Here is a 4003-nt window from a genome sequence, read left to right as displayed (position 1 = left end):
GTCGTAGAAGTCGCCGCCGACCCGGGCCTCGACGTCGGCGGGCAGGTAGACCTCCGCGTGCTCCAGGCCGCCCCAGCGGGGCGGCAGCGGGCGCAGTACGGTGGCGCGGATGGTCTCGGCGGTGTGCTGCATGCGCAGCATCCGCTCCTGGCCGCGCACCCGCACCGCGCAGGCCAGCGTGGCGAGGATGCCGCCCAGGGTGACCAGGATGAAGTCGGGCAGGCCGGCCTGGTACGCGTCCGGCCACAGGCTGTCCACGGCGGCGTACGTCACGACCGAGAGCACGGCGAAGACGGCGGTGCCCCACACCCCGCAGATCGCGGCGGCGATGCCGGGGACCAGCACGATCCAGGAGACGATCCGGAAGTCCGCCCCGGTGTTCACGTCGGCCAGCGCGATCGCCGCCAGCAGCACCAGCGGCGGCACCCAGGCGACGCTGCGCCCGCGCACCCGCAGCACCTGCTGCCGGTACGGCACCGCCCGGCGCGCGGCCTGCGGGTACCGCTCGCGCAGGCGCCGGCCGCCGCCTCGGCCGTCGCACGCGGTCACGGGCTCCATGGCCCCCAGCGAAACACGCGGCCGGTCGGCCCGCATCCGGTCCCGGCCGCCCGGGCCCCGCCCGGACACGGTGCGTGAGCCGCCGACTTGCCGGGGCCGACGGCCCGGTGTGCCCTGGAAGACGGGGGCGAGGAGAGAGGAGATCTCCCATGGCTCACGCGGCACCGGTCCACCGCAGGACCCGCGGCGGCACCCGCGGCACCCGCGCACCCGACGTCTTCTCGGCGCGCGCCCACCGCATCGCGAGCTGGGCGTGGCCCGTCACCGCCGGTCTGGTGTACGGCTACTGGGCGGCGGCCATGCGGCGCAACGGCGGACCCATCACCGGCTGGAACCTGCTGTTCGGGTTCGTGGCGGCGCTGGCGTTCATCGCGCTCTACCTCGCCGTGCGTGAGCTGGGCCGCCGGTCCCAGCGGGAGCTGCACGCGGTGATGTGGGCGGCGTTCGTGGGCAGCGCGGTCGGCTTCCTGTACGTACAGGCACCCAGCGGCACCGTGCTGGGCGCCGTCGGCAGGTCGCTGCCGGTCGCGGCGGGCGTGTTCGCGATCCTGTTCTACCGCTACTACACACGGGAGGACGCGGAGGGCCGTACTCCTGACGACCGCGTCTCCGGCGACCGTCCCCCAGGGGACCGGACCCCCGGCGACCCCGCCTTCGGTGACCGCATTCCCGGCGAAGGCAATCTCGGCGGCCGGGCCACCGGCGGCCGGGCTCTCGACGACGGTGCCACCGGCGGCCGTTCGACCGGCTAGTCGCCTCGCATCGACCGGCTGGCCGCCTCGCAGCACGCGGGCGCGCGGGCCCCGGCTTCACAGCCGCGGCCCGCGCGTCTCCCTCATCCCCGCTCACCGGACGACGGGCAGCCATCCCCAGTCGCCCGACGAGGATCCGGAAGCGCTGACGCTCCAGGAGCCCGAGATGGCGAACGAGCCGGACACGGTCCACGACCGCGCCCAGTCGGGCTCGTTCCAGTTGGCCCACTTCCCGTCCTTCCACTGCGGACAGGGGTCGTCGCAGGCCGGCACATGCCGGTCCGTCTCGACGAACGCGGCGCTCGCCCAGCCGTGCGCGCCCACGAGCCAGTACCAGTTCGGGTCCCCGTTGACGTGCTGTCCGCGGACCTTGCACTTGACACGGTCCTGGCTGCCCGGGTCGAGCCGGGCGACGGCCTTCGAGTGGACCGTGGGTTCCTCACGGACGTTGAGTGCGGTGCGCGAGACGACAGTGCCCCGGACCGGGTCGTCACCACCGCGTCCTTCGGACGGGGCCGACGGTGCCGCTCCCGCCGTCGTGCCCACCGCGGTGGCGGCGAGCGTTCCGCCGGTGAGCAGAGCCGCGGTCAGAATCCGCAGGCCCGGAGTGGTGCGCATGGATCGCTCCCTTCTCCCCGACTCCAGGAAACACCCGTTCGGGTGAAGGCTCCACCGGAGAGCGGAATGCGCAGTTCCCCGCGGGTGGGGGCGGGCGCGGGCGGTGCGAGGCGGGCGTCCGAGGCGCGCCCGCGGACCGACCGACGGGCGTCCGACGGGCGTCCGAGGGGCGTCCACCCGTACGGCGGCCCCTGTGTCGCGCCGTACGCGTCCGCGCCGTTGCCTTGAAGCGTGTCCCCCCGTCCGTCCCCCCGTGCGTCCCTCGGTACGCCGCCCCGCGTCCGTGACGGCCTGTCGGCCGCGCTGATCGTGCTGGCCTGCCTGCTGCTGCCGTTCGGCGCACTGGCGGCCTGGGCGGCGTACGGACTCACGGACACCGGACGGTACGTGCGCACCATGGCCCCGCTGGCCGGCGACCCCGCCGTACGGGACGCCTTCGCGGACGCCGTCGGTGCCGAACTGACCGACGAACTGGAGCCGCGGCTGCGGGGCATGGCGGGCCCCTTCGTGCGGGACGCGGCACGCTCCTTCACCCGCACCGACGCCTTCCGCGCGGGCTGGGACACCGCGAACCGGGTCACCCACACGGCGCTGCTGCACGCCGTCCGGCAGGACGCCGGCGGACGGCCCGTCACCGTCGACATCGCCCCCGTCGCCGCCGAGGTCAAGCGCCGGCTCGCCGCCGGCAACGTCCCGTTCGCGCACCGCATCCCGGTGCCGCACACCGAGGTCGCCGTACTGCCCGCCCCGGAGGCGGACCGCCTGCGAAAGGGATACGACGTGCTCGAAGTGGCCGCCTTCTGGCTTCCGTCGACCACCGTCGCCCTCGCCGTCACCGGCATCGCGATCGCCGCCTGCCGCCGCCGCGCGGTCGTCGCGACCGCGCTCGGCATCGCGCTCGGCGGCGCGCTGCTCGCCCTCGCGATCGCCGTGGGGCGCCATCTGACCCTCACCGACCTCCCCGTCGGCCTGCACCGCCCGGCCGCCGAGGCCGTCTACGACGCCCTGACGGCCACCCTGCGCACCGCCTCCTGGCTCCTGCTCGCCCTCGGCCTCACCGCGGCCACCATCACCTGGCTGACCGGCCGTCACAGCCGTGGCGCGCGCCGCGCACACGCCTGCGCGCCCGCTGTCCACGGCAGTGCGCCCGAGCCGAACCGGACCCGTGCCTGACCGCGAGGCGGCCGGTCAGGGCCCCCGGTGGGCCAGTTCCGCCAGGGTGCGCAGGGCTCGTTCCAGGTCCGGTTCCGGGGCCGAGGCGAGGCCCAGGCGCACCGCGTCCGGGGTGCGGGCGGGGTCGACGGCGAAGGACGGGCCCGGGGTGACGGCGATGCCGTGGGCGGCGGCGGCCGCGGTGAAGGTGTCGGCGCGCCACGGGGCGGGCAGCTCCCACCAGGCGTAGAAGGCCGTCGGGTCGGACCGTACGGCGAAACCGCTCAGCCGGGCGGCGAGCAGCCGCTGGCGGCGGGCCGCCTCGGTGCGCTTGGCGGCCACCAGCCGGGCCACCGTGCCGTCCTCGATCCACCGCACGGCCGCCGCCAGCGCGAACCCGCCCGCGCTCCACCCGCCGGATCGGATCGCGGCGGCCACGGCGGGCACCCGCTCCTCCGGTACGGCCAGGAAGCCCACGGTGAGACCGGGCGCGACCCGCTTGGACAGGCCGTCGACGACATGGGTGAGGCCGGGGGCGAGCGCGGCCAGCGGGGGTCCGGGGCGCAGGAAGGACCAGATGCGGTCCTCGACGACCGGCAGGCCCAGGGCGGTGACGGTGCGGGCGAGGGCCTCCCGGCGCGGCCCGGGAGTGGTGAGGGACGTCGGGTTGTGCAGGGTCGGCTGAAGGTAGAGGGCGGAGAGCGGAGCCGTGCGGTGGGCGGCGGCCACGGACTCCGGGAGCAGCCCGTCGTCGTCGGCGGCGAGCGGCACCAGCGTGATGCCGAGCCGGGCCGCGATCTCCTTGACCAGCGGATACGTCAGCGGCTCGGCACCGACCCGGCCACCGGGGCGGACCAGGGAGGCCAGGGCGGCGGCGATGGACTGGCGGGCGCTGCCGGTGAAGCTGGCTCTTATACACATCC

The 4003-nt window shown here is 75.8% G+C and carries 4 protein-coding genes and 1 pseudogene; 2 read left to right on the top strand and 3 right to left on the bottom strand.

What is annotated here, in order from left to right:
• Positions 1–558: pseudogene (locus tag CCN42_RS00310) on the bottom strand (serine/threonine-protein phosphatase); the annotation flags it as partial.
• 149 nt (positions 559–707) lie between these two features.
• Here CCN42_RS00310 and CCN42_RS00305 point away from each other — a divergent pair.
• A complete protein-coding gene (locus CCN42_RS00305; protein WP_339384354.1) occupies positions 708–1310 on the top strand; it encodes a hypothetical protein in 603 nt (200 codons plus the stop codon).
• A gap of 93 nt (positions 1311–1403) precedes the next feature.
• Here CCN42_RS00305 and CCN42_RS00300 read toward each other — a convergent pair whose 3' ends face one another.
• Positions 1404–1928, bottom strand: coding sequence for a hypothetical protein (locus CCN42_RS00300; RefSeq protein WP_086732513.1), 525 nt, complete (start codon positions 1926–1928; stop codon positions 1404–1406).
• Positions 1929–2159: 231 nt separating this feature from the next.
• Between CCN42_RS00300 and CCN42_RS00295 the strand changes: the two genes are divergently transcribed.
• Positions 2160–3101, top strand: a complete 942-nt coding sequence (locus CCN42_RS00295) for a hypothetical protein (RefSeq protein ID WP_245877082.1) — start codon at positions 2160–2162, stop codon at positions 3099–3101.
• A 15-nt stretch (positions 3102–3116) separates the two neighbouring features.
• On the opposite strand, the gene CCN42_RS00290 is transcribed toward CCN42_RS00295, so the two are convergent.
• On the bottom strand, positions 3117–4003 hold an 887-nt coding region (locus CCN42_RS00290), incomplete at its 5' end, for an aminotransferase-like domain-containing protein (protein WP_143661807.1).

Origin of the sequence: Streptomyces glaucescens (assembly GCF_002154375.1) — a bacterium.
Lineage (GTDB): Bacteria > Actinomycetota > Actinomycetes > Streptomycetales > Streptomycetaceae > Streptomyces > Streptomyces glaucescens.
This window is presented reverse-complemented; position numbering and strand designations above follow the sequence as displayed.